Here is a 23,511-nt window from a genome sequence, read left to right on the forward strand (position 1 = left end):
CGACGTATAACATCGCTACAACGTCATCAAATCCTTTACTTTTAAAGTGATATAAAGAAATCGCGTACCCTGTACAGAACCCGCTTCCGTTCATCGAGTTAAGCAACACATTCAACCAAGGTATACGACTCTTAATTATAGCATATTCTTATGAATCTGAATAGCAACCATTCTGCTACCGGATGAACTAAATTTTCTATATCTAAGTGGAGTAGGAAAAACGCCGATAACCTTCATGAGGCAACCGACGTTTCACATTCATACATGTTCATACTTTTGGATGGAACGACTTCTATTGACGTTTTGGCATTTGACTCTCATCCATGTACAGTAAGTTCCATCGGTGACCATCCAGATCGGCAAAGCCTGCACCGTACATCCAGCCATCCGTTTCACTGGGCTTACCAAAGACGCTGCCTCCAGCGCGCTCTACTTTTTGAATAAAGACATCTACTTCTTCCCGACTCTCCGCACCAATGGAGAATATCACTTCTGCGCTATGGGAAGTATCTGCAATTTGGGAACCTGTAAATTTCTCAAACGTCGCATTTGGGAACAGCAGAATCGTCGTTTGACCTATCGTAAGCTTGGCTCTTTCGTGACCAACGTTCGCCGCATGGAATCCAATCTCATTGTAAAAGCTTGTTGACTTCACAACATCTTTGACCGGTAGGTTCATCCAGATATCCTGTGACATGGTCGTAGCCTCCTATAAATTAAGTTCAACTATGCCCACTATACTGTATTTCTGACACCAGAAGCGAATCTCGCTCCTAACTTTCTCTCTCCGTAACATAACCGGAAATTTCCCACTGTCCTTCTTGATACGCTAATATCATTTCCAAAGCAATTGCACCTTCATTCGCACGATACTTACTGACCTCAAGCGTCATCTCATTCGTATCGTCTGACTGTTTATACCTTTCCATAGTCAGGAGTATGCCTTTAAGCCTGGTTCCATCCTGCTCGCCAAGCTTCTGCTCGATCAATTGTTCATGGGTATAGTTATAGATGGGAACGTTATATTTATGTTGTAGGTAGGATTCAATCACTTCTCGCTCAGAATCTTCAATAGGGACTGCTTCGTTCAGCACCAGAGAAATGTACTCCATATTCGCATTAAGGGCGGTATCTATCGATATCAATTCTTCTAGCGCAACACGGTAAGGTTCAATTCGCATATTCGGAGAGAACTCGTTAGTTGTATCATTTGCACAAGCCGATATTAGGAACACAACCACCATACTGAATGCAACATACAACAACTTTGATCTAATTAAAATGACAATCTCCCCTTATGTTTATTGTAACGTTACTACCTGAACGTTATTCAATACATAAGAGTTGCACATTCCTAGAAATTGTAATGGGCAATGATGAATCGGAAACTGAAAAACATCCTTCATCTATTCATGAAACTAAGTCATAGTATCTTCATTAGCATACTTGTTTCGGTTATGAGCAACCTACAGAAGGTCATCCTCTAATTGTTCGAGCACAACACTCCACCAACTCTCTTCATCCGAGACACTCACCGGGTCTTTCTCCGTATAGAACTGTCGGAGCTGGTGAAGAGCATTTTTTCTAAGTGATTTAGAAGGCTGCTGTACTGTAGGCTTAATCTCACCTCGCCTGAAAGCTTCTAGTTTCGCCTGTACTTGTTCCAGTGTCATCACACTCGGCTCAGAGGTTCTGGAATGCTCATGGATGAACACAATGTATTGATGTAGGAACGCCAGAAATAGGCTTAGATTGGTGTTAATGATGCTATATTCACCCGTCTGCCCATCCAGCCTGTAGAGTGTGCCGATCTCCGTTTCCAGAGCAAATATGATCGAATTATCCTCCCACTCATACCCGATTGGAAACAACGTTTTGTGTCCATCTGAGGTCTGAATCAGTCCTTGATCCGTTAGGGGTGTAAAATGAACGCCGAGCACATGCTCATCTGCCAAACGAAGCTGCGGTAACCCCAATTGCAGTAACAGTTCCTGCGTCTCCTTCGGTAACTTTGCATCTTCAACTAGAGCCTTGTCGTATCTAACATTGGTTAGCTGTTGTTCCATAGGCCACCTCCAGAAAACTCTTTCTTATATTATATCCACACGTTTCGGATAATCCAGTAAGTTCCAGTGTTTATCATCGTTAAAAAAAGCCCTGCCACCTTCCTAAGAAGGTAACAGAGCCATTTTCAATAGACCTACGTTGGTAGGTTCAGTTTTTTAAAGTTTGATACGAGTTCAGAGGTTTATACGTTGAAACGGAAGTGCATAACATCGCCGTCGTTAACAACATACTCTTTACCTTCCAGACGAAGCTGTCCGCGTTCTTTGGCACCATTCATGGAACCAGCCGCAACCAGATCTTCATAGGAAACAACCTCTGCACGGATGAATCCACGCTCAAAGTCAGTATGGATTACACCAGCTGCGCCAGGAGCTTTGGTCCCCTTACGGATTGTCCATGCACGAACTTCCTGTACCCCTGCTGTGAAGTACGTGTACAGTCCCAGCAATTTGTAAGCTGCTTTGATAAGCAGGTTCAGACCGGAATCCTCGATGCCGAGTTCCTCCAGGAACATTTGTTTATCTTCGCCTTCCAGCTCGGAGATCTCTTCTTCGACCTTCGCACTGATTGGCACCACTTCTGCATTCTCAGCAGCAGCGAATTCTCTTACTTTTTGCACATAAGCATTGTTCGCTACATCGCCGATTTCGTCCTCAGCTACATTGGCTGCATACAGAACAGGCTTGAGGGTAAGCAAGTGCAGATCGCGTACAATCAGACGCTCTTCATCGGTAAGCTCCATACTGCGTGCTGGCTTGTCTTCATACAGAACAGCCTTCACTTTCTCCAGTACTTCCACTTCTTGAGCAGCCGTTTTGTTACCGCCCTTCATGTTTTTCTTAGAACGGTCGATTTTTTTCTCAACACTCTCGATATCAGCCAGGATCAGCTCCAGATTAATCGTCTGAATGTCGCTTACCGGATCAATTTTGCCATCTACGTGAGTGATGTTCTCATCGACAAAGCAACGTACCACGTGTACAATAGCGTCTACTTCACGGATGTGAGCAAGGAACTTGTTACCAAGACCTTCACCTTTACTTGCACCACGAACCAGACCCGCGATATCTACGAATTCAAACGCCGTTGGTACTGTCTTTTTTGGTACAACGAGTTCTGTCAATTTGTCCAAACGCTCATCAGGTACTTCAACAATCCCTACGTTAGGGTCAATTGTACAGAACGGATAGTTAGCAGACTCCGCACCAGCTTGTGTAATTGCATTAAACAATGTAGATTTACCAACGTTAGGCAAGCCTACGATTCCAGCTTTCAAAGCCATGTATATGACAACTCCTCATTCATTACTTGTTCGGTTCGAATAATCCTATTCATTATATATGACAACCCCCAGTGCATCAAGGAAGTTCGCTAATTCGATATGAACGGAATTATTTCCGCAATTCCTTATACATCGTTAGATCTGTGACTTCATATCCCATCTTCTTATACAAGTTGCTTGCACGACCATTATGTCCAAACACATGCAGACCGATTCGATCTACCCCCAGACCTATAGCAGCCTGTTCCAGTGCCTTCATGGTCTCCGTACCATAACCTTTGCCTTGATGTGCTTCTTCAACCAAAATATCCAGCAGGAACGCCTCCCTGCCCCGAAGGTTATCCGTAATATTAAACCAGATATAACCTACATTTCCGTCCATCTCATGCACGAGGTTATACACATAAGCACCAGGGGTGTTCAGGCCTTCTGGTAAGTATTTGTCATACACTGCTTCTGCGAGTTGTTGTGCTTCTTCTGATGCCCACGTCCCTGCCTCTACCTTCTCTCGTGCAAAATCTTGAATGGAGCGAACGCGAAAACTCGCGAACTCTTGCTCACTCATAGGTACTAGTTTCATTCAATTCTCCTTCTTTCTACTTCATTAATCATGCTATAACTTCCTATTTCACAGCATACGTAGATGCTCTGTAATTCACAAGTTGTTTATCTTAGATATGTATATCTATCTTTATATTAAAATGGGGTACAACCTTTACGCCCTAATTTGCGTTTAATACCATAATGTTAAGAGAAAGGAGAGAATTAGAATGGACAAAGGTCACAGGCGGTTCACGCCCAGATTTGTTATTCTCCTTGTTGTAACGTTGTTCGTTGGAATCATCTTATATCTTAGTTATCAGAATGCAATAGATCGATTCAAAGACTTCCGCATCACCATAGACAATCAATCCGCATACGAACTTACTGGCATCCAATCAGGACTGATCGGCCCTGACAACGCAAATGTTATGGGTAAGTCCCTCTTCATCCCCGGCCAAGATTTGCCTAGTGGGCATAAGATTCAGTTCACTCCACAGCTCAAGCTCTCTGGAGAGGGAAGTATATATCTGAAATTTAGCGATAGCCGTGGGAATAATTACACTAAGACGGTCTGCGGCTATACCGAATATTTAGCTGGTCATACCCGTGTAACGGTGACTAACGATACGATATCTGTTAACGAAGAATGCTCCTAAGCGAGTAAGTACGTAGCATTCATCCAACGGATGAATAGCTTGTCCACACTGTAACTCATGCTGAAATTAAATGATAGGAAGAGCGACTCGCCAAGAGCTCAGCCACAGTCAATGGGGTTTACTTGATCGGCTTTTCTGTTTTGGCCTGGTTATATTCATTGATTAACTCATCCAGAATCATGGATTGCTTAATGACATCAGGATGCAGAAGATCTACATATTTCAGCTTCGTCTGATACAGCTTCTGCCTTGCTAATTCAATTCGTCTTATCAAGTCACTACGTTCCATATTCATCCTCCCCTGATGTGATATTCTAGAGCATTCTGCTATTTAGTGGGAAAGGATATATACTCCAACTTGATTTTAATTTTACATGTCGTTCTACCCCATTTCGTAAAACCTTACACGCTAATTTGTAAAAATCAACACAAAAAGGCGTCCCGTATGATCCAGCTTCCTCATTAAAGGAAGTCATCCACATAGGGAACACCCGTATATCTGTTCTAGATACTAACCTCAAGGGATTAACTAGGGTGCGAGAATCGTTCACTAATCTTCTCCAAAAGAACAGCCGCTTTGGTGCTACTGCCTTCCCCATTAGGATAATCACGAAGTTCACCAAATAACCCAAGACAGTCCAGCATCGCATCCTTGTTACCATTATTCATGGCAAAATCCAAGCCTCGTTGAAGGTATTCCATGCCTTTATCAAAGTTTTTATTTGTTAAATAATACGTTCCTAATCCAGCCAATAGCGACCCATACTGGTCACTTGTTAAATACTTACTAACTTTTCCAATTCTATTTTCCTGCTCCTGGTAGGTGAAATAGGATTCATACTGTTCCAATACCGAATCAATATTCATATTATACCGATTCGCTGCACTTACAATTGCACATAGCGCTGGGAAGATTTCATTCTTTTTTCAGATATATATTCAAGATAATCCTCAAGAACATCAACATTACCTGACTTCAGTTCATATAGATACCGATTGGCTTCCGCCCATTCATTAAATTGATTCATAACTACCAATTCAGCTTCATTAGGAGACTTTATCCACGTATAATTGCTATATTGTTCAACATACTTCAGGGCGTTCTTGTAGTCTCCAAGATAAGAGTACGCACTCCCTTTTGCTAGGTGGGCATACAACACATAAAAAACAATCTCCTTTTTCACCCACTCATCTTTACGTCTTCCATACAACTTATAGTGAATTTCTGCTCTCATCCTCAATTTGTCACTCAGTTCTAACAACTTACTCCAATTTCGTAATGAACTATATACATTGATTAGATCATTCAATCCATCTAGTTGATACATCTCATCCAGACGATCTACAAACAGCTCAAATTGAGTTGCAAGTGACTGATTATTTTGTTGATTGTTAGAAAGTCCAATTGTGAATAGACGATACTGACTCAAAGCCAGTCGTTCCGAATGCTGCATCTTCTCACTCTCAGCGACACTGTAATACAGAGGACGAGCTGCCTCCAGCTTTCCTTCAGAAAATAACTGTTCCGCCAGATCAAACAAATGAGGGGCATACGTGAGGTTATCCATCACTAAACTGATCGTTTCTTTTATATTTTCAATTTGATTTAATTCAGCACAGCGGTACAAAAAAGGGCCTAGTCTGCGCCAATCCGGACTCGCATTTACAAAACTTTCATTTATGTATAATCCATAAAAGTACCCTTCAGGTAACCCCATACCCGCAGTGAGCCGATCTAACTGTTGCACACCTATAGGACGCTGCCCACTTAGGGTACTGCTTAAAGTGCCTGAATTAATACCAGATACCTCTGAAAACTGATGAAGTGTCATACATTTGTTTTTTAAATAGTCCTCGAAATAATCACGAATGGTCGCTGCTGAGTTCAAGAAAACACCACCTTATCTGAGGTATACGACTGAGTAGTAATAAATAAGAATTATACAGCACCCCTTCAATTTATATCAATTTTATATTTTATTTGGTAATAAGGTCTTTTTAATTAACTTTAAGGTTATCCCAAACCCCAGGCTTGGTTTCACCAATTTATAATAGCCCTATGCTCATCCGCATAGGGCTTCTTTGCTGTATAAATAAAAACCTCAATAGTGTCACTCTTCAAGTCATATCAACCGTTAGCTTCCCATTCCATGACCATTCGTTGTCATGATCACAGGAGGTGTTGTTTCCGGAGGTGTTGGTTGAGTAGTCGGGATTAATATAGATACTGCCACACTACATGTAATTGCTATTAAAGCTAATTTTGATTTCATTTCCATCACACCTCACAAATCAAATTTTTGTATTTCACTTTATCCTCTTCAGATGCATTATATCGAAATTCTTCAAACGTTTTGATGCAACTCAACATACCGTCTTTATTCTTAATTGTAATAGCGAGTTCTAGACCTCTAAGGATAAAATGTATTCCTCTATTATATTCTCGATGAGTTAAATAATATGTTCCCAAATCTGCTAATAAAGTTACATACTGGTCACTCGTGTATTGTTCATTAATTTTCCCGATATGACTGACTTGCTCTCGGTATGCGAAATAAGAGTCATACTGTTCAAGGATGGAATGAATATTCATCTCAAATTGATTAGCTGCGGATACTATTGCGCACAATGCCGGGAAAACTTCATTTTCTCTTGCTGAAATGTAGTTTAGATATCTTGGCAACACTTCTGTCTTACCAGACATTAACTCATACAAATAGTAGTTACCCTCAGCCCATTCCTCAAACTGACGAATGACTCTTATTTCATTATCACTCGGGTCATTAACCCAACTATGATCCTTGTATAAAAGGATATACTCCAGTCCATCTTGATATTCTTTTTTATTGAAACAAACTTCACCAAGCGCCAAATAGGCGTATAGAACATAAAATATAACCTGCTTTTTAGTTCTGGTCTCTGTCGCTCTAGATATCTTCTTGAATTCATACTGAATAATTGCCTTTACTTTCAATTGTTCAGCCAGAATCTCCACCTTGTCCCAGCGACGTAATGAAGCATAAGCATTGATCAAATCATTCAACCCATCCAACTGATAGGGCTCGTCGAGACGATCCACAAAAAATTCGAATTGGGTAGCTAGCGACAAGTTTTTTTGCTGATCTTTACCAAGTCCGATAGAGAACAAACGATACTGACTCAGAGCCAATCGTTCGGAGTGCTGCATCTTCTCACTCTCGGCCACACAGAAATAAAGGGGTTTAGCAGCTTCTAGCCTCCCTTCTGCATATAGTTGTTCAGCCAACTCAAATAAGAGAGGGGCATAGGAAAGATTATCCATTAATAGTTTAACCGTCGCTTCGATACACTCCACTCTACCGAGTTCGGCACAACGTTTAAGAAAAGGGCCTATTCTCCGCCAGTCAGGATTCGTATTAACAAAACACTCATTTATGTATAAATCGTAGAAATATCCCTCGGGTAAACCCATCCCCGCGGTGAGTCGATCTAGTTGCTGAACTCCTATGGGACGTTGCCCACTCAACGTACTACTGAGTGTGCCTGAATTAATACCTGATAATTCGGAAAAAGAGTTTAATGTCATATGTTTACTCTTAAGATAACCTTCGAAATGATCGCGAATTGTGGTAATTGAATTCAAGAGAACACCACCTTTCAATAAGAAATTAGGCAACGGTCAATAAAATTATACATTATTTTTACATTTAATATCAATATTTTACTTGTAAATTATTACCTATCGTTAAAATTAAAATATACCATTGCTTATTCTTGATCATTTGAAATTGGTTCAATTCGTTACTACTGAACTGAATAATCCAGATTTTAATTACAAAGATTTCTTTACACTCAGAGCATGTAAAGTGAAGTGTGCTATATTTCAAGTGATTGTAACAAGACACAACCAATATGTTTATATGTTTCATTCTAAAATTAGTTTTAACTTAGAATTTTAATAATTAGAAGGAGAATGATTATGAAAAAAATAGTGGGATTGATGTTAGCAGTAGCATTGTTAGTTTCACCGATCAGTATTAATAAGGTATATGCTGATATGCCAAGCGAATTTACATATACAGAGTCTAATTCAATGGCGACAATAACCGGATATACGGGTAGTTCAAGCGATATTATTATCCCTGATGAAATAAATGGGTATCCCGTAACTACCATAGGAAATGAAGCGTTTCGTTCTAAAAGATTAACTAGTGTAACGATTCCTGAAGGTGTACTATCCATTGGTAGTAGCGCATTTCATAGTAACAATCTAACAAGCGTAACGATTCCGAACAGTGTCACTTCTATTTCAGATCGTGCTTTTGGTTTTAATAATATCGTTGATCTTGTTATCCCTGATGGTGTGACAAGTATAGGAGATTATGCATTCTCTTCTAATAATCTAAGTAATGTGACACTTTCAAACCATGTTGCGCTTATTGGCACTGGTGCATTTTTCTATAATAATTTAACAAGTATCAATTTACCTAGTAGCTTGACAAGTCTAAGTCCTTCGGTATTTATGAGTAATAAATTAACCAATGTAGTTATACCTGATGGTGTGACGAGTATTGGTAATGGTGCCTTTCATAGTAATGAATTAATCAGTGTGACTATCCCTGACAGTGTAACTACCATTAAAGAAGATGCTTTTTCTCAAAATAAGCTAGTGAATGTTAGTATTCCAAATAGTGTAACCTCTATTGAAAGAGATGCATTTTCTTATAATAAACTAGTGAATGTAACGATTCCAAATGGTGTAACTTCTATTGCAAGTGGCGTTTTTAGCAGTAATGAATTAACGAGTATAACTCTTCCAGATCACTTAACTGTGATAGGGTACAATGCCTTTAATAGCAATAAATTAACCAACGTAACAATTCCTGCTAGCGTTACAAGTATCGATTCATACGCTTTTGCTTCTAACAGTCTTAATACGATTACGTTTGAAGGTAGCTTATCGTCATTGGACGCGTCAGTTGTTGCTTCGCAAACAAAACCAAATTATACATTTGAAAATTGGTATAGCGACGAAACATTGCAAGCAGCTTGGGACTTTACTAATTCAATAGATCCTAATACAACATTTTATTCAAAATATATTCCCGATAAATTAACGGTATCCTTTAATAGCAATGGTGGTAGTCAGGTGGCGGATCTAGCTGATATAACCTATGATACGACGATTACAGCACCAGTGGCTCCCACAAGGTCAGGTTATGTATTCGGAGGATGGTATGTAGATCAAGTTCTTACAACAACTTGGAATTTCGATACTGACAAAGTCACAGAAAATAAAACATTATTTGCAAAGTGGAATGCTATTAATAACCCACCGGTTGTTCCACCAGTTACGTCACCAGCTCCAGTTACATCACCGGTTGTACCATCAGTTACAACATCAGTTACGCCAGCAGTTGTCGAACAAGAAATAGAAGATACAGAAAACATTGAATCAGAACAAGAACCTGAAGCACCAGTAGAAAAATATTTTACTGATATAGATGGACATTGGGCTGAAAATAGTATTAATAAATTAGCACAAAAAGGGATATTGAAGGGATATGAAAATGGTCAATTCGGTCCAAATGACTTCATCCAAAGACATCATCTTGCATTGTTGATCAATCGTTTAGTAAAGCTTGATGCAGTAAGGGAAGCTGTAAACTTTGAAGATGTGCCGACGAAGCATCCCAGCTACAGTGCAATATTGAACCTACAGCAAGGTGGAGTTATTGATGGTTATAAAAATTCATTTAATCCATCAGGACAGTTAACACTAGGTGAGCTTGCCAAAATATTAGTACAAGCGTTTAATATAGAGCAAGCTAAAATTAAAGGAGAAAATCAACATTGGAGTTATATCTACACTCAAACTTTATCAGAATTAGAGATTATGAAGGCAGAGGACATAGAAAACGGTGTAAATAAACCCGTAACAAGAGCCTTGTTGGCTGATATTTTATATCAATTGTTACAGTATAAGCAGTTAATATAACGGTTTGAATAATATATTAGGTTAATTGACAAGGATTTTGATGTAGATACGACCTATCGTTAACTGCTAAACAACCTTTCTTTTATTTGACTAACCATCAAGTAAAAGAAAGGTTGTTTGTATTATTGGAAAGGGTATTGCTGAGGGGCGAATCTCCTGGGAAACTCATTGTGAGCTTGGGGTTCGCACCTGTCAGAATAGAAAACTCCCCCTTACTGGGGACAGCAACAAACCCCATACCCTACCTATAAATTATCCTATCGCCTCTCCATAAGCCTCGGCGTACCACGCAACTCATCCACAGTCCCAGCACCAATACCGAACATCACGGTGCGTAGCTCGAACTCGACCTGCTCTAGCCGCTGGCTTAACGCTTCATCAGAAGCAACAGCCGATTCGAGCAGCGAGCGTCCGAACCCGGCAAGGTCAGCGCCAAGCGCAATCGCTTTAGCGGCATCGACTCCGCTATGCAGCCCGCCGCTGCCGATGAGCGCGCCTGCTGGATTCAGCGTACGCACCTCACGGATGCAATCCGCTGTTGGAATACCCCAGTCTGCGAAGGCTTCTGCTGCCGCACGTCGTACCGGATTCGTATTTCGATATTTCTCGACCTGCACCCAACTCGTACCGCCAGCACCTGCTACATCCACGAAGGCTGCACCTGCTGCATATAACCGCTGTGCCATCTCTCCATCCATGCCGAAGCCTACTTCCTTCACACCAACGGGGACATCTAGCTTCGCACACAGCTCCTCGATCCGATGTAACAGTCCACTGAAGTCGGTGTTGCCCTCAGGCTGGAAAATCTCCTGCAAGCTGTTCAGATGCAGCACAAGCATGTCGGCACCTGCAATGTCCACAGCACGCTGGAAGTCAGCGGTTGTGAAGCCATAATTCAGTTGCACTGCACCAAGGTTGGCAATGACCGGGATGTCCGGTGCCCAGCGTCGTACATCGAAGGTATGTGCGAGTTCGGGCTGTTCCACCGCAGCCCGGATTGAACCTACCCCGAGCGCCCAGCCTCGGGCGTTCGCTACTCGCGCCAGCCGTTCGTTGATGGCGCCAGTTGTTTCACTTCCGCCCGTCATCGAACTGATGAGCAAGGGCGTACGTACTTTTTTTCCAATAAAGGCCGTCTCTAGACTTACCTCGTCAAAGTTCAATTCAGGCAGTGGATTATGACGAAACGCATAACGCTCCATCCCACTGGTTATCCCTTCCCCTGCCACATTCTCCTCAAGACAGAGGCGCACATGTTCCAGCTTCCGTTCGCCTGTAGCCACGTCAGGAAGCAGTCTTTGGCCAGCTCGCTCTTGTTCGTTCATGATGAGACCCCCTTATGTGAGAATTGCGCTGATCGACAGGATAACCTGCCCACTTTCCTACTTCTATATAAATTAAACTATCGTTATTTACACTGACCACTACGATGACAGAACAACCCTCCGATCGCTGTTATCCCCAGATTTTTCTGATTCCTTTTTCCAAAGGGAAAATCCGGGGATAAAGGCGAACGCTTCGCTTCTTCACGTTATTTCTGTCCTCTCCGCTCTTGTGTAAATGTCTAGTTCAATCTATAAACTCATTGTTCCATTGTATTTATATGTACCGTACAAACGCTCTCGTTTGCAACGTATCGGTTCAGCGGTTGTAGACGCTATTTGGCATCAACTCTACCAGTATACCGTTCCATACTAACGAATGAAAGGTTGCCCCGAAACACAATTTATTCTACGTATGAATTCCGGGGAGTTCTTCCGTCTTTATCTTACGCTCATCTCAGAAGCAATCTGTTCCCCAACCAACTGACCGGACAGGGTTACGATAGGTGTTCCACCACCCGGATGTGTTGTTCCGCCAACGTACCACAGTCCGCGCACATCCTTGCTCCGATTGCCTGGTCTTGCAAAGGTCTGCTTCACCGAGTTGGACGAAATGCCATAGATAGAACCTTGATGCGCAAGTGTATCCTGTTCAATCTGCTTAGGCGTATAACGGATGAGGACGTCCGATTGTCTCAGTCCCGTGATGCCCCGCGCTTCCAGTTGATCTAACACAAACTCGCCATACCGATCCATCTGCTCATCCCAGTTCCACGCATCCGACAAGTAGGGAGCATTCACGAGAATGAACAGATTACTTGCACCTACAGGCGCTCTACTCGCTTCCGAATAACCGGAGTAACAGATGTAGATCGTTGGATCGGTTGGCATCGTACGATCACGGAAAATGTCCTTAAACTCCGGCTCATACTGCTCTGGGAAAAAAACGGTGTGATGCAGCAATGCATCATACTGCCTACGTACACCTGCCAGTGTAACAAAACCGGATATGGACGGCTCATATTTGGCTATACGGGTGTCCGTCATTTGTTTACGATGTTTAGGTTCAATCAGCAACCGATTAACGCTAAGTACATCTCCATTGGCAACCACCTGATCTGCTTCCCGGAAGCCTTGATCCGTATCTACCCCAACTACTTGGCCGTTTCGAACAACAATCTGCCGCACCTCAACCCCGGTAACGATCTGAACGCCTTTTTCCTGTGCCAGCTTCACCATACCTGCAATTAATTGATAGGTTCCACCTTCGACGCCGTAGATCCCTACATCTGCTTCGACATATCCCATCATCGCAAAGATTGAGGGTGCCTGATAGGGTGATGATCCAACATAGGTGGCGTAACGACCAATCATCGCTAGCGTATGCGGATGCTTGAAGTAGGATCGAAGCAGCGTATCCAGCTTAACCATTGGACGTACCCTTAACAGACTGCGCAGCATTTGTAGGTTATATTTTTCTTTGGGGGAGATCAGCAATTTACCGAGAAAATGTTGATTCGCTTCTGCATAGAGTGCAGCCGACTCATTCATAAAAGCATCATACTGGAGCGCATCTTCCGGGCTATATACCGCAATCTGCTCCTTCATCCACTGCCGATCCCGAGACAGATCCACTACCGTGCCATCTGCAAAAACATTACGTGTACGCGGCTCTAACTCATACAACCGCACATAATCCTCCATCTCAACACCTGCATGTTCAAAGACCGAACGAAATGTGGATGGCATCGTGATCGTACTTGGGCCGCGGTCAAAATGGTATCCGTCCTTCTCAATCTGCTGCAGCTTGCCTCCCGCCTGCTGTTGACGTTCCAGAATGGTCACCTGCACGCCTTGTGAAGCCAGTCGAATAGCACAGGATAAACCACCGAACCCTGCGCCGATAATGATGATGCTTCTCTTCAATTATACCGCCTGCCTTTCCATACATACCCTTTACCGGATCGTCCTGCCCGCCACGAGGCAATGCCAATCGCTATAACGCAGGCCATGCTAATCGGTTGCAGGAGTGCAAGCCACCAAGGCTGTCCCCCGGCATAGTCCGCAACTCTTTTTACCGCCATGCCAAGTACGGTTCCTACGAGCCCATACGTAAGAGCGGTCATATCACCAGTGAACACACCGAAGATCAACCCGAGTGGCGGCACAAGATACATCAGCGTATACATCAACAGCGTACCCAGCAGGAGCGCATCCTTGCGCCCTAAGCCTTCATACATATTTTTCTTATACCCATTCCACACTTCCGTGCCATTCTGATACATCCGGGTTGTCGTCACGTCATGCACATCAGCCAGCGTAACAGGATGACCTGCACGTTTTACCGCCTTGGCGAGGCTCATATCATCTACCAGATGCGCTTGAATGGCAGCATGTCCTCCGGATGCTTCATAGCTGGAACGATGGATCAGCAGGAAGGCTCCTGTAGCAGCAACGAAGAGTGGGCTGGACGACCTGCGTATCATAAAAATAGGCAGATGACTAATGATGGTGAACACCATCATAGGTACGACAAGCTTCTCCATCCATGTCTTCGTGACCTGATAAGGGAAACCTGTTACTAAGCCTCCACCTTGCTCTACGCCTGCGGCAAGGGTTTGCCGAATGGCTGTAGGCTTAAGTCTTACATCCGCATCGACAAACATATACCACTGCCCCGCCGCCTCTTGCACTAGCCGGTGACAGGCATGAGATTTCCCCATCCACCCTGGAGGCAGATCAACGCCCTGTAATAGACGTACACGTGAATCCTGACTCACTATACGTTGAATGATCTCAGCTGTATCATCCTCAGAACGATCATCCAGAACCAACACTTCCATGCGGAAACCAGACGTATCACTTGCAAGCACACTTTCCAGACAACCTTGAATATGTAGTGTTTCATTGCGTGCAGGAATCAGCACAGAGACGAGAAGTTCATCGTCTGAGCGAGAACGTAGTATACGCTGGGCATCCAATGCACGGACTTTAGGCAAGCAGGATAGATTCCATATCGCAAACAGCAATTGAACACCTAATACACCAGTAAGAACGATCCAACCTATTTCAGATGCATTCATCGCTTACGGTTCACCTGCTTCTGTGCGGCATCGTATTTTTCACTCGTGGAAGAACGATGACGAATCAACGGAGTCGCGTCTTGCAACTGGCCTTGTGCGCTATTCATCAGTTCTGCCTTGTGATCATCTAGCTGCTGTTCTAACACCAATCGAAGTTTGGCGGCAATCTCTTCACTCTTCCAAGCATGCCAGTTTTCCAGGATCGGCAGACCTGCACGCATAGAGATTTCGGGTAAATCATGCTGCACCATGCCATGACACAGGGTCACGGGTACAGCAATCGCCTCTGGCGAGCGCCGAAGCAGCAGCCCGATTCCCGGACGGAATTGGATCGGTCTTACATCTTGATGCAGAATCTCGCCTTGCGGAAAGATCCATACCCTTTTGCCTGCGTTCAGCAGTTCTGACGTGTATTGCAGAGACTCGCGGATCGCCGACGCACTCTCCCTGTTGATCGAATAAGCCCCTAACTTACGAAAAAAAGCAAACCGCTGTAGCTGCTGTTCCTCCATCATCACGTAATGATCTCCTACCGAGGTCTGCTGCGTTGCATGATAGAGCAACAGACCATCCCACCAGGAACTGTGATTCATGAAATAGATCACGGGTCTCTTCGGCTCGACCTTCATCTCATAGCCGGGAATCCGGTGCGGATCGAGCGAGCCTGAGAGTGTAAACGAACGAAAACGCCGACGCAGCAAATAATAGTGGTTATACCGTGAGAACACGTGGTTAAACGATTTGGACTTTGCGGCGCGAATCATACAGCCAGCTCCCTTCTGCCAGAAGCACGCCAGCAAGTGCAATCACGAAGCTACCTGTAATGCCTTCCTTCAGTGCAAGCACACCGAACAGAAGGATGAACAATTGATATAACCATTTGGCACGTAGCAGTGTACTTCGATCTCCAGGCATAGCCGGCAGGAATAACGAAAGAAAAGCCCCCATAATGAACCAGCTTACGTAGTTACTCCACGGAACGCCGTAGAATCCACCCCCAGCTCCCCAATGCCAGAATCCGCGAGCATGAGCTACCGGGTCTAGCACCAAATCCAGCACAATCGCCCAGAATCCGGTTTTGACTGCACGAATGAGCTTGCCAGACCACGTTGAACCACCACCACTCAGGATCGCCGAGTTGCCAACAACAGCAATCCAAGCGAAACCTAAGGTCACAGGTACGCTGAATAGGTGGATGCCGAAGTAGTCCGAATACGCATACTCACCGAACGGCCATTGGGTGTGAACGCCCAGCCATTCAATGCCCATTCCGCCAAGCCATATGATGAATGAAGCCAGCCAGAGACTGGGTTCTTTCCAAATGACTGACCGGTCGGACATTCCAGTTCGGTACCGTCCCTTGTAGATTAGGTCTAGCACATATAGCGCATAGAAGATTAAGAAAAGCCCATTAGAAAAGGATAAGACATCCGGCACACCAATCGTAAGCATCAGTACGGCGCCGATCGTATACCATACCCAATATAAACCTTGAATCATTAGGAAACCGCCGTTCGGGAAGCCTGAAATGCCAGCATTGGATAACGCTTCACAATCGCACCCAGCATCTCCAGTTTCAGTTCATCGGTAACATAAGCACGCTTGGAATATACATCATATTCATTGCGCTCCACCGCATGTAAGATCGTTGAATAAAATGCAGCAGCCAGTTCAATCGCAAATGCACTATCCTCCGGATAGGTATCCAGACGATCCATTCCTACACGGAACCAGTCCAGTGCAGCGACCTTCAATTCATGAACGATCGCGATCCAGCGTTCGTCAATGACTCCATTTTGCCAATCAAGCTCCGTATATCCATGCTTCTCCATTACTTCGAGCGGTACATAACGCCGTGCTCTTGCCCGATCTTCGCCCACATCGCGAATAATATTCACAATCTGCATGCCTTTGCCCAGAGCAATGCCGTTGACAGCCACTTCTGCACCATTATCATCACGCAGTACAGGCAGTAACATCTCGCCTACCGTTCCAGCAACCAGATAACAATAATGCTCCAATTCCTTCATCGTGGTGTAATGCGTCACTTCCAGATCCGTGAGCTGCCCTTCCATTTGACGGAAAAACGGTCCTTTATCCAGATGTGGAAAGCTTGCAAATAACCATCTCAGCGCTGGCCATATGAAATGTCCTTCGGCTTCGTCCAGTTGTGTAAACAAATCACGAATCTCATGGATGGTATATGCCGATTGTTCCGGCTCATCCACGCTATCATCAATCATGCGACAGAATGCATAAATGACATACACTGCTTCACGACGTGGACTGGGAAGGCCTTTAAAGGCTTGATAAAAAGAAGTCGAACCTTTCTTCATCAACTCTTCGCACCTGCTCAAAATTGCTTCGTTCATGTTCCCATCTCCTTCATGAGTTGATTTACAGCCATACGCGCACCCTGCATCACGATTGGCACTCCGCCACCTGGATGTACGGATGCTCCCGCAGCATATAGCCCCTTAATTGCAGGAAACGGCTTAGGTTGTGGTCGATATACCCCGGATTGAAACAGAACCGGCGCAATACCGAAGCTTCCACCGCCATATAGTCCATCGCGCTCTGCATCTGCTGGCGTTCTTATTTTTTTCCATTGGATCGCAGCACGCAGTCCCGGGAACCCACGTTGTTCTGCTTCTTCAAGCACACGCTCTACGAGCAGCTCACCTTGCTGTGACCAGTCCACGCCTTCTGCATCCGGTACTGGAATGAGGAAATACAATACGCTCTGACCTGGAGGTGCAGCCGTCTCATCTAACGCAGCCGGGTTAAACACGTAGAATGAGGACTTATCTGGAATTCGGCGTCGGTCGAACACTTCACGTAAACTCCCATCAAGGCTTGGAGGTAAGAAAAATTGATGTGTCGTAGCATCCTCCCATTTTTTGTCTACTCCTAGATAGATTAACACACATCCAGAAGAAGGACGATACGGCTTGCGTTTTCGTGGTGCTTCAGGGATCTCTCCAAGTAAACCCGATAAGTGAGGAAAATCGCCATTATAGATTACAGCGTCCATAGGCTCGAAGCCGTTTGCAGTCTCAATGCCTTCACATTTTCCTTGGTTAATCTGGAGTCCAGTCACTTCGGTATTCAATACAACGCGTCCACCGCGCGCAATCAGTTCCTTTTCCAATATACCCGGTAGTGCCGCATAACCACCTTTGACCATCCATATTCCATATTCATGTTCCGCATAAGGCAACAACGAATAGATTCCAGGGGTACCGAACGGTGATCCACCGATATACAAGCTTTGTAGCGAATAGGCATCGAGTAATTCCTCGTGCTCAAAATAATCGCCTACAGCCTTCCGCACACTTTTGTGTGCACGCAGTCTGCCCATGAGCGACATCAGGGACGGGGTGAAGAAATCCCTTTTCCGAGGAAAATCCCGCTCTAGAAACGCTGCACGTCCTGCTGGAAACAGGGTGTCCATATCCGACATAAATCGGTTAAATCCTTTACTCTCGCCGGGGAACAGACGCTCAATCTCTTCTGCCTGAAGTGAACGGCTGGTCATTTTGGTCATGACTCGACCACTGCTGTAATGAACCCTGTACAGGGGGTCACAGCGTAACAACTCCACTTTGGAACGGTCTACACCTGCTTCTTCCAAAATGCCTAATAACATCTCTGGTAAAAGTACAATCGTTGGTCCTTGATCGATCCGGTATTCTCCCTCTTGCTCGAATCCTATACGTCCACCAACACGTGAACCTCGCTCATATACCGTAACATCCCAACCTTGGCGATTCAGCAATAACGCTGACGTCAATCCTCCAATGCCTGCACCTATAATCGCCGCTCGTTTCATGAATGGCCTCCGGCTTCTGCCGACTGTTGCACATAAGGAGTCGGGCGGGACTGTGTGCGTGCATCTTCTTCTTGAATGAGTCTCACGCTAATTCGTGCGGATTCAAAAATCGTAGGCAATCCGCTACCCGGATGCGTTCCACCACCAACGAGCCACACTTGTTTCAGCTCTTCGAATTGATTATGCGGCCGCAGATACATCATTTGACCCAGATTGTGAGCCATATTAAACGTTGCTCCGTTATATACATCCAGTTCATTTGCCCAATCAAGCGGCGTAAACAGCATCGATTCTTCAATGCGACTACGAATGTCTGCCAGTTGAGGAATCGCCTCCATCCGCTTCATCATCGCTTCGCGAACATTCTCCCGTTCCTTCTCCCAATCGATGTCTCCTGTAAGGTTCGGAGTGGGCATAAGAACATAAATTGCAGATTTTCCTGCAGGAGCTAGCGTCGAATCCAGCTTAGAGGGGTTATGAATATATAGAGATGGATCAGCGGACATCACTTTGTGCTTCGTAATCTCGTCTACGTTCACTCGGTAATCGTCCGGGAAGTACACCGAATGGTGCGGCAGATCGATCTCGCCATCTACACCGAGATAGAGCATAGCTGTAGAACAGGAGTACTTCTTCCGTTTCATCTTCTCAGGTGTGTATTTCTTGAGTACACCAGGCTCAAACAGATTACTTACGGCATGTGCGAAGTCTGCATTTACAACAACATGGTCTGCTTCTATACGTTCACCATTCTCAAGCAACACACCTTCTGCGCGACCATTGCGGACAATGACCTGATCTACGGGGCAGGATGTATGTATTCTTCCGCCGAACTCTGTGATCACATCAGCCATTGCATGGAACACACGGTTCACACCACCAATTGGATGATACAGTCCATACTGATGCTCTATAAACGATAGTATCGTGAACGTGCCAGGACAATCCCAGGCAGACATGCCCAAGTATTTCGATTGAAAAGTAAACGCCCAACGAAGCCGCTCATCTGTAAAGTAACGTGATAAAATCCCGTACACCGTATTGTTGATATCTAGCTTCGGAAGAGCGGTTATCGCATCCTTGCGTAGATAGTCCGTCAATTTGCCAAAGGGTCTACGAAGTAATGGCATCACTTTACCGAATTTCACTTCTTCATCTTGCATGAACCGCAGATAATTATCTTCATTACCGGGAAACAGTTCCTTAATCTGTGCGGCTGTGTGCTCGCGATCGCGAGAAGGCGTGAATACTGTGTCACCAAAGTTCAGTGCATATAGCGGTGTCAGTTCCTTCATGTCCACGTAGTCAGAAAGCTTGCGTCCAACGACATCAAACATTTCCTCAAGTAATTGCGGCATCATCAGAAATGTTGCACCTCGGTCAAACTTATATTCGCCGAGTTCGAGTCTAGAAGAGCGTCCACCAATTACCGGTTGTTTCTCATAAACATCCACTTCGTATCCTTGACCGGATAACAACATGGCTGCTGCAAGCCCCCTGGGCCTGCGCCAATAACAGCGGCTCGTTTACGTTGCTGATTGGGCATTAAGCCACTCACCTTTCTTCATCTCGCTACGCTATTCTTATAGCTTCTAACCTACTATTAAACCATTCAACAACATTCTAAGCGGATAAAATGATAAACGTTATACAAATATAATACAAATATTATACGACCTTGTAAACCGTACAATCTGCACGTCCTGTTTGATGCATATAACATCGAATTAAATACAAAAAACATCCCTGCTATACTGCGTACAAGGATGCTTATTATTGATTCTATTTATGCAAAATTTAAACAAATGATGCTAGTTCACAGAAATTGACTAGTAGGCTATACAATAACCTGTCTCTTACGTTTCACTCTACAACATTAGTACTGTGACCCTGGTGGCATATCAACCAAGTACTCCCGCTCTAACCAACCTTGCCATTCGGACGAATGCTCCGGCATAATCCAGTCTGGATAAGCTGCATGCTCTGCACGCTCATATCCTTTTCCTCCAAGGACAAAACGCATATGTGGAAATTCACCCTTGATTCGATTCACCAATTGGTCACAGCGCTCCATCAAACCCGGGCTCGTAATGGAGAGACAGACCAGCTTGATCTTCTGCTCACGAATGATCGGAAAGATGCCCTCTTCAGGCGTGTTGGCTCCGAGGTACAGTACCTCAGCTCCATTTTTACGCATAAACAGGGAAAACAGCAGTAACCCCACCTGATGATGCTCCCCTTCCGGACACAACGCCAGGACTTTGGGTAAGTGCGGATAGATCGGGAACAGATGGAAAAACTGATAAAACCGCTGTGAGATCAGCTGGGTCATGAAATGCTCCTGCGCCACAGACGCCCTACCCTGCTCCCAAGCATCACCAACCCGTACCAGAATGGGCACAAGTACATGATAGAACATGGAGTCATATCCATACATCGTAAAGCCAAAATCAATCAGACCATTGGCTCGTTCCCCCTGGAACTGATATAGGGAGTCGTAAATTTGATCCGCAATCCGTTGGTACGATTCTTCCATGGTGGGAACAGGAGTCGTAACCGGGGTGGGAATGAACGGTTCGACTGGCTTGGCTTTGTTCGCCTTTAACATTCGCACCGCTTCTGAAATATTGGTCTGATGTTGCTCAACCTGCTGTTTCAACCAGCGCAGATCTTCAACATTTTCATCTGTATACAACCGATAACCCGATTCCGTTCGCTCAGGAGTGACCGCGCTGTAACGATTTTCCCAAGCTCGGAGCGTTACCGTTGGAATGTCCAGCATGGCAGCGACCTGTTTGATGGAATACACTTTAGTCCCCACTCTCTTTCTTGAAATATCCAATAAAACACGCTCTGAAATACTTACCGTGGCCTTGTCCGTTTCCGCCAGGTTCGCATTTCGAGAATAGTTGAAATTTAAAACATTCTACAAAAATAATACACTCATTATACACAACAGCTACACCCCTGTCGATTCATCAAAACAATTTAGTGGCGTCCTGCTTGCCCAATTTTTCTTCTATATTTCGCGGGATGCGTCAACCTTCAGTCGAAGGTGGTAATAGTAGTCAGTCAACATATGAAAGGGGGTCATTGCTTGTTTTCTTCTCGTCATACCTCAACTAAATCCAAGGCATCCGGGCGCCGCTTCCCATACATACGCATAGCTCTAGGTCTACTTATTCTATGGCTCGTCGCAGTCATGCTCTATCAGACGTATAAACCGTTACCACCAGGCATTTCCTATGAAAGTCCTGAGTATCGCACGGATCAAGTACAGTTTCTTCATGATCTGACGTACCCTTCCGAAGATGGACTGATGGAGCATGAGCAGCAGATTTACCAACGTATGCTTCAGGTGGTTGAAGATGCTGAACAATTCGTGCTCGTGGATATGTTCTTATTTAATGATTATCAGCACGAAGGGCAACGCTTCCCGCCAATCAGTGCCGAATTCACAGATGCGATGATAGCCAAAAAAAATCAATATCCGGATATGGACATCTGGTTTATTACCGACGAAGTCAATACGAACTATAATTCAGCACCGAATCCGCTGTTGCAACAAATGAAACAAGCGGGAATTCACGTGGTCATCACTAATGTTGATCCACTCCGCGACTCAACGCCGGTATACTCGGCAGTGTGGCGCACCTTCTTCCAATGGTTTGGACAGTCCGGTAAAGGCTGGATTCCCAACCTGATGGCAAGCGACGGCCCAGATGTTACCTTGCGGTCTTACTTAAAATTATTAAATGTAAAAGCCAATCATCGCAAAGTGGTCGTCAGTGAGAAGACAGCGATTGTTTCCTCTGGCAATATCCATGACGCGAGTGCCTATCACTCCAACATTGCCTTTGAAGTCTCTGGCCCAATAATTGAGGATATCCTTCGCTCAGAACAGGCGGTGTTAGACATTTCCGGTGGTGGCACTGTACCAGCATATTCTCCCTCTGCCAACGATTCGTCCGTGGATTCGAGCAATAACTCGAACGAGGGTGACCTGCGTATCCGCTACTTAACCGAAGGCAAAGTAAATGATGCAACCTTGCATGAGATTAACGCAGCCGAAAAGGGTGACGTGTTATGGATGGGCATGTTTTACATCGCTTCACCTAAAGTGATTGATGCGCTTCTCGCAGCGGCAGAGCGCGGAACAGAGATTCGACTTGTACTCGATCCAAACGAGAATGCGTTTGGTCAGGAGAAAATCGGCATTCCGAATCGACCAGTAGCCGCTGAGCTACATGGCAAGTCAGACGGCAAAATCCAGATTCGTTGGTATAACACAACCAAGGAACAGTACCATACCAAGATGATGTACATCGCCAAAGCAAGCGGGGATCACATCGTGATTGGCGGGTCGACCAATTTTACACCGCGGAATATGAATGATTACAATTTGGAAAACGACCTTTGGGTAGCTGCCCCTGCGGATAACGAATTCACTCAAAATATTGCGAATTATTTTGACCGTATATGGAATAATGATGATGCCGAATTCACATTAAATCTCGATGAGTTCCAGGAGAAAACAACGTTCTTGAAAGGAATATTGTATAAGCTTCAGCTCATATTGGGCTTTACGACCTTCTGATTGCTTTTCTTGTCCAAAACGAAACTCGTGTGTAAATGATCCATTTAATTTCATATTTCTATAGATCATCCGCCTGTGCGCTATCGTGCAGGCGGATTTTCACATCTTGACACGGGATGTAAAATGTGAAAATATTATTACCTAACGCCCGT

The 23,511-nt window shown here is 44.5% G+C and carries 20 protein-coding genes and 1 pseudogene; 3 read left to right on the forward strand and 18 right to left on the reverse strand.

Features of this window, described 5'->3' with window-relative positions:
- Positions 1–292 precede the first annotated feature (292 nt).
- The 5 genes from DMB88_RS27275 to DMB88_RS27295 all read right to left on the reverse strand — a co-directional run bounded on the left by DMB88_RS27275 (position 293) and on the right by DMB88_RS27295 (position 3,929).
- Positions 293–697: a VOC family protein gene (locus DMB88_RS27275; protein WP_128103804.1), complete on the reverse strand. Its 405-nt coding sequence runs from the start codon at positions 695–697 to the stop codon at positions 293–295.
- A gap of 76 nt (positions 698–773) precedes the next feature.
- A complete protein-coding gene (locus tag DMB88_RS27280; protein WP_128103805.1) occupies positions 774–1,181 on the reverse strand; it encodes a hypothetical protein in 408 nt (135 codons plus the stop codon).
- Positions 1,182–1,466: 285 nt separating this feature from the next.
- Positions 1,467–2,066, reverse strand: a complete 600-nt coding sequence (locus tag DMB88_RS27285) for an SUKH-4 family immunity protein (protein ID WP_128103806.1) — start codon at positions 2,064–2,066, stop codon at positions 1,467–1,469.
- Between the two features lie 182 nt (positions 2,067–2,248).
- On the reverse strand, positions 2,249–3,349 hold the full coding sequence (gene ychF / locus DMB88_RS27290) for a redox-regulated ATPase YchF (RefSeq protein WP_056702168.1): 1,101 nt from the start codon (positions 3,347–3,349) through the stop codon (positions 2,249–2,251).
- A gap of 109 nt (positions 3,350–3,458) precedes the next feature.
- On the reverse strand, positions 3,459–3,929 hold the full coding sequence (locus tag DMB88_RS27295) for a GNAT family N-acetyltransferase (protein ID WP_128103807.1): 471 nt from the start codon (positions 3,927–3,929) through the stop codon (positions 3,459–3,461).
- A 190-nt stretch (positions 3,930–4,119) separates the two neighbouring features.
- Between DMB88_RS27295 and DMB88_RS27300 the strand changes: the two genes are divergently transcribed.
- Entirely contained in the window at positions 4,120–4,548 is a 429-nt protein-coding gene (locus DMB88_RS27300) for a hypothetical protein (RefSeq protein ID WP_128103808.1), read from the forward strand.
- A gap of 118 nt (positions 4,549–4,666) precedes the next feature.
- Here the strand turns inward: DMB88_RS27300 and DMB88_RS27305 are convergent, their stop codons facing one another.
- From DMB88_RS27305 to DMB88_RS27320, 4 genes are all read right to left on the reverse strand, one after another.
- Positions 4,667–4,837 carry an aspartyl-phosphate phosphatase Spo0E family protein gene (locus DMB88_RS27305; RefSeq protein WP_128103809.1) on the reverse strand — a complete coding sequence of 57 codons (171 nt, stop codon included), beginning with the start codon at positions 4,835–4,837 and terminating at the stop codon, positions 4,667–4,669.
- A gap of 236 nt (positions 4,838–5,073) precedes the next feature.
- Positions 5,074–5,415 carry a hypothetical protein gene (locus tag DMB88_RS27310; protein WP_128103810.1) on the reverse strand — a complete coding sequence of 114 codons (342 nt, stop codon included), beginning with the start codon at positions 5,413–5,415 and terminating at the stop codon, positions 5,074–5,076.
- 20 nt (positions 5,416–5,435) lie between these two features.
- Positions 5,436–6,437: a transcriptional regulator gene (locus tag DMB88_RS27315; protein ID WP_128103811.1), complete on the reverse strand. Its 1,002-nt coding sequence runs from the start codon at positions 6,435–6,437 to the stop codon at positions 5,436–5,438.
- A gap of 389 nt (positions 6,438–6,826) precedes the next feature.
- A complete protein-coding gene (locus tag DMB88_RS27320; protein ID WP_254438360.1) occupies positions 6,827–8,170 on the reverse strand; it encodes a transcriptional regulator in 1,344 nt (447 codons plus the stop codon).
- A 336-nt stretch (positions 8,171–8,506) separates the two neighbouring features.
- Between DMB88_RS27320 and DMB88_RS27325 the strand changes: the two genes are divergently transcribed.
- Positions 8,507–10,525: a leucine-rich repeat protein gene (locus tag DMB88_RS27325; RefSeq protein WP_164848799.1), complete on the forward strand. Its 2,019-nt coding sequence runs from the start codon at positions 8,507–8,509 to the stop codon at positions 10,523–10,525.
- Between the two features lie 257 nt (positions 10,526–10,782).
- Here the strand turns inward: DMB88_RS27325 and fni are convergent, their stop codons facing one another.
- From fni to DMB88_RS27370, 9 genes and pseudogenes are all read right to left on the reverse strand, one after another.
- Positions 10,783–11,850, reverse strand: coding sequence for a type 2 isopentenyl-diphosphate Delta-isomerase (gene fni, locus DMB88_RS27330; protein ID WP_128103813.1), 1,068 nt, complete (start codon positions 11,848–11,850; stop codon positions 10,783–10,785).
- Between the two features lie 438 nt (positions 11,851–12,288).
- Entirely contained in the window at positions 12,289–13,773 is a 1,485-nt protein-coding gene (locus DMB88_RS27335; RefSeq protein WP_128103814.1) for a phytoene desaturase family protein, read from the reverse strand.
- Positions 13,770–14,930 carry a glycosyltransferase family 2 protein gene (locus DMB88_RS27340; protein ID WP_128103815.1) on the reverse strand — a complete coding sequence of 387 codons (1,161 nt, stop codon included), beginning with the start codon at positions 14,928–14,930 and terminating at the stop codon, positions 13,770–13,772. Before DMB88_RS27340 ends, DMB88_RS27335 begins: the two co-directional genes overlap by 4 nt.
- The gene (locus tag DMB88_RS27345) at positions 14,927–15,694 is read right to left on the reverse strand and encodes a lysophospholipid acyltransferase family protein (RefSeq protein ID WP_128103816.1); all 768 of its coding nucleotides are present in this window, start codon (positions 15,692–15,694) and stop codon (positions 14,927–14,929) included. The genes DMB88_RS27340 and DMB88_RS27345 overlap by 4 nt, the downstream gene beginning before the upstream one ends.
- Entirely contained in the window at positions 15,663–16,430 is a 768-nt protein-coding gene (locus DMB88_RS27350) for a carotenoid biosynthesis protein (RefSeq protein ID WP_128103817.1), read from the reverse strand. The genes DMB88_RS27345 and DMB88_RS27350 overlap by 32 nt, the downstream gene beginning before the upstream one ends.
- Entirely contained in the window at positions 16,430–17,302 is an 873-nt protein-coding gene (locus tag DMB88_RS27355) for a phytoene/squalene synthase family protein (RefSeq protein ID WP_128103818.1), read from the reverse strand. Before DMB88_RS27355 ends, DMB88_RS27350 begins: the two co-directional genes overlap by 1 nt.
- Positions 17,299–18,762, reverse strand: coding sequence for a phytoene desaturase family protein (locus tag DMB88_RS27360; RefSeq protein WP_128103819.1), 1,464 nt, complete (start codon positions 18,760–18,762; stop codon positions 17,299–17,301). The genes DMB88_RS27355 and DMB88_RS27360 overlap by 4 nt, the downstream gene beginning before the upstream one ends.
- A pseudogene (locus tag DMB88_RS27365) lies at positions 18,759–20,308 on the reverse strand (phytoene desaturase family protein). Before DMB88_RS27365 ends, DMB88_RS27360 begins: the two are co-directional and overlap by 4 nt.
- A 330-nt stretch (positions 20,309–20,638) precedes the next feature.
- On the reverse strand, positions 20,639–21,571 hold the full coding sequence (locus tag DMB88_RS27370) for a MerR family transcriptional regulator (RefSeq protein ID WP_128103820.1): 933 nt from the start codon (positions 21,569–21,571) through the stop codon (positions 20,639–20,641).
- Positions 21,572–21,964: 393 nt separating this feature from the next.
- On the opposite strand from DMB88_RS27370, the gene DMB88_RS27375 reads away from it, so the two are divergent.
- Positions 21,965–23,359, forward strand: a complete 1,395-nt coding sequence (locus tag DMB88_RS27375; RefSeq protein ID WP_254438673.1) for a phospholipase D family protein — start codon at positions 21,965–21,967, stop codon at positions 23,357–23,359.
- Positions 23,360–23,511: the final 152 nt, after the last annotated feature.

It is taken from the genome of Paenibacillus sp. DCT19 (assembly GCF_003268635.1).
GTDB lineage: Bacteria > Bacillota > Bacilli > Paenibacillales > Paenibacillaceae > Paenibacillus.

Coding starts and splice junctions, on each gene's coding strand:
- DMB88_RS27275 (WP_128103804.1), bottom strand. CDS start 697: ATGTCACAGGATATCTGGATGAACCTACCGGTCAAAGATGTTGTGAAG.
- DMB88_RS27280 (WP_128103805.1), bottom strand. CDS start 1,181: ATGCGAATTGAACCTTACCGTGTTGCGCTAGAAGAATTGATATCGATA.
- DMB88_RS27285 (WP_128103806.1), bottom strand. CDS start 2,066: ATGGAACAACAGCTAACCAATGTTAGATACGACAAGGCTCTAGTTGAA.
- ychF (WP_056702168.1), bottom strand. CDS start 3,349: ATGGCTTTGAAAGCTGGAATCGTAGGCTTGCCTAACGTTGGTAAATCT.
- DMB88_RS27295 (WP_128103807.1), bottom strand. CDS start 3,929: ATGAAACTAGTACCTATGAGTGAGCAAGAGTTCGCGAGTTTTCGCGTT.
- DMB88_RS27300 (WP_128103808.1), top strand. CDS start 4,120: ATGGACAAAGGTCACAGGCGGTTCACGCCCAGATTTGTTATTCTCCTT.
- DMB88_RS27305 (WP_128103809.1), bottom strand. CDS start 4,837: ATGGAACGTAGTGACTTGATAAGACGAATTGAATTAGCAAGGCAGAAG.
- DMB88_RS27310 (WP_128103810.1), bottom strand. CDS start 5,415: ATGAATATTGATTCGGTATTGGAACAGTATGAATCCTATTTCACCTAC.
- DMB88_RS27325 (WP_164848799.1), top strand. CDS start 8,507: ATGAAAAAAATAGTGGGATTGATGTTAGCAGTAGCATTGTTAGTTTCA.
- fni (WP_128103813.1), bottom strand. CDS start 11,850: ATGAACGAACAAGAGCGAGCTGGCCAAAGACTGCTTCCTGACGTGGCT.
- DMB88_RS27340 (WP_128103815.1), bottom strand. CDS start 14,930: ATGAATGCATCTGAAATAGGTTGGATCGTTCTTACTGGTGTATTAGGT.
- DMB88_RS27345 (WP_128103816.1), bottom strand. CDS start 15,694: ATGATTCGCGCCGCAAAGTCCAAATCGTTTAACCACGTGTTCTCACGG.
- DMB88_RS27350 (WP_128103817.1), bottom strand. CDS start 16,430: ATGATTCAAGGTTTATATTGGGTATGGTATACGATCGGCGCCGTACTG.
- DMB88_RS27355 (WP_128103818.1), bottom strand. CDS start 17,302: ATGAACGAAGCAATTTTGAGCAGGTGCGAAGAGTTGATGAAGAAAGGT.
- DMB88_RS27360 (WP_128103819.1), bottom strand. CDS start 18,762: ATGAAACGAGCGGCGATTATAGGTGCAGGCATTGGAGGATTGACGTCA.
- DMB88_RS27375 (WP_254438673.1), top strand. CDS start 21,965: ATGCTCTATCAGACGTATAAACCGTTACCACCAGGCATTTCCTATGAA.